This window comes from Mesorhizobium sp. M7A.F.Ca.AU.002.02.1.1 (assembly GCF_003998535.1).
Taxonomy (GTDB): Bacteria; Pseudomonadota; Alphaproteobacteria; order Rhizobiales; family Rhizobiaceae; genus Mesorhizobium; species Mesorhizobium ciceri.
Window position 1 is genome coordinate 1 of the sequence record NZ_RZPB01001066.1, and the last position, 1652, is coordinate 1652.

At 64.4% G+C, this 1652-nt stretch carries 3 protein-coding genes; 2 read left to right on the forward strand and 1 reads right to left on the reverse strand.

Features of this window, described 5'->3' with window-relative positions:
* Positions 1–233: hypothetical protein (locus EN879_RS35030; protein ID WP_164774804.1), on the reverse strand; the 233-nt coding region annotated here is incomplete at its 3' end.
* A 280-nt stretch (positions 234–513) separates the two neighbouring features.
* Here EN879_RS35030 and ccmA point away from each other — a divergent pair.
* Both ccmA and ccmB read left to right on the forward strand, forming a co-directional pair.
* Positions 514–1137 carry a heme ABC exporter ATP-binding protein CcmA gene (gene ccmA, locus EN879_RS35035; protein ID WP_063169544.1) on the forward strand — a complete coding sequence of 208 codons (624 nt, stop codon included), beginning with the start codon at positions 514–516 and terminating at the stop codon, positions 1135–1137.
* A gap of 28 nt (positions 1138–1165) precedes the next feature.
* The coding region (gene ccmB / locus EN879_RS35040; protein ID WP_127274666.1) for a heme exporter protein CcmB at positions 1166–1652 on the forward strand (487 nt) is incomplete at its 3' end.

Below are 1652 nucleotides of genomic sequence, written 5' to 3' on the forward strand. Positions count from 1 at the left end.
GCGGTGCCCTTGTCGGTCAGCCAGCCGGCCACCGCCTGGATCGATTCCTTGGTGACGGAGCGGCCGTCTTCGTTGCGCAGCAGGTTTTCCAGCAGCACCTTCATCGAATAGGGCAGTTGCGAGATGCCGGTAAGGCCGTTCTTTTCGGCCTCGATGAGATCGAAATAGGCATATTCAGCGCCGCCTGCGGTCAGCGTGCGGCGGCAATTGAAACTGTCGAGGGATTTTGACACGTGCGATCCTTGTCTGTTCAGCCTGAAAGGGAACGGACGCCGATGGCATGCAATCACGCGCAAAGGTGCGGGTACGGCCATTTCCGCTGTCCGTTCCCAAGCAACCCGAGCCGTTCAAGGCGGCGCGTGCGCTGGTTCGGCGCTAATTCTGTTCCCGTGCCGACCGCTGGCACGGATGCACCGCATATAGAGAATTTTCTGGAATAGTTCTAGACAGTTGGAAAGCAATTTTGTGCGATGCGGCAGCGGCCGCGACACATGGTTTCAGGGCAGGCGAGGAATGCGGCTGATCGCCGAAAATCTGGGCGGCGAGCGAGGCGGCGACGCGGTGTTTTCCGGCATCGGCTTTGCCTTGGAGGAGTGTCAGGCGCTTATCGTCACCGGGCCGAACGGATCGGGCAAGTCGACCTTGCTGCGGATCATCGCCGGGCTGCTGCCGGCGGCGGAAGGCAGCGTGAGGATTGAGGGCGTCATGAAGGTCGAAGACGGGGGCGAAGCGTTTCCGTCTGTTGCCTCGGCCTGTCACTATCTCGGCCACCAGAACGCAATGAAGCCGGCGCTCAGCGTGGCGGAGAATTTGCGCTTTTGGCGAGACTTCAATGGCGACGGACAGCTCGGCGTCGAAGAGGCGCTGGAAACGGTCGGGCTCGGCGGCATCGGCCACCTGCCGTTCGGCTATCTATCGACCGGGCAGCGGCGCCGCGCGGCGATCGCCAGGCTTTTGGTCAGCCACCGGCCATTGTGGCTGCTGGACGAGCCGACGGCGGGGCTGGACAAGGCGGCGGAGGCGCGGTTTGCGGGGTTGATGGCGAGGCATTGCGCGGATGGCGGGATGATTGTCGCGGCGACGCATCTGCCGCTCGGGATCGAGGGGATGGAGTTGAGGATGGGGGAAGCCGGTTGATGGTGTCTGGGCGAAAGCATCTCAAACCATGCTAGCGCTCTTCCTGCGCGACATCCGCCTCAACATTCGTGCCGGCGGCGGAGCGCTGACCGGGGTCATCTTCTTCCTCGCCGTCATCGTCACCATCCCGTTCGGGGTCGGGCCGGACCTGAAGCTGCTGGCCCGCATCGGACCGGCCATCCTGTGGATCGGCGCGCTGTTGTCCTGCCTGCTCGGGCTCGACCGGTTGTTCCAGGCCGATCGCGAGGACGGTTCGCTCGATCTCCTGGTGCTCGGCAACGATCGCCATATGCTGGCTCTGACAGTGCTGGTGAAATGCCTGGCGCATTGGGCGGGCAGCGTGCTGCCGCTGGTCATTGCGGCTCCCTTGCTCGGCCTGTTCATGAACATGGAGCCGCTCGGCATCGGCGCCACGGCGCTGACGCTGCTGGTCGGCACGCCGGCCATCACGTTCATCGGCGCCGCCGGTGCGGCGGTGGCGGTGGCGCTGCCGCGTGGCGGGCTTCTGATCTCGG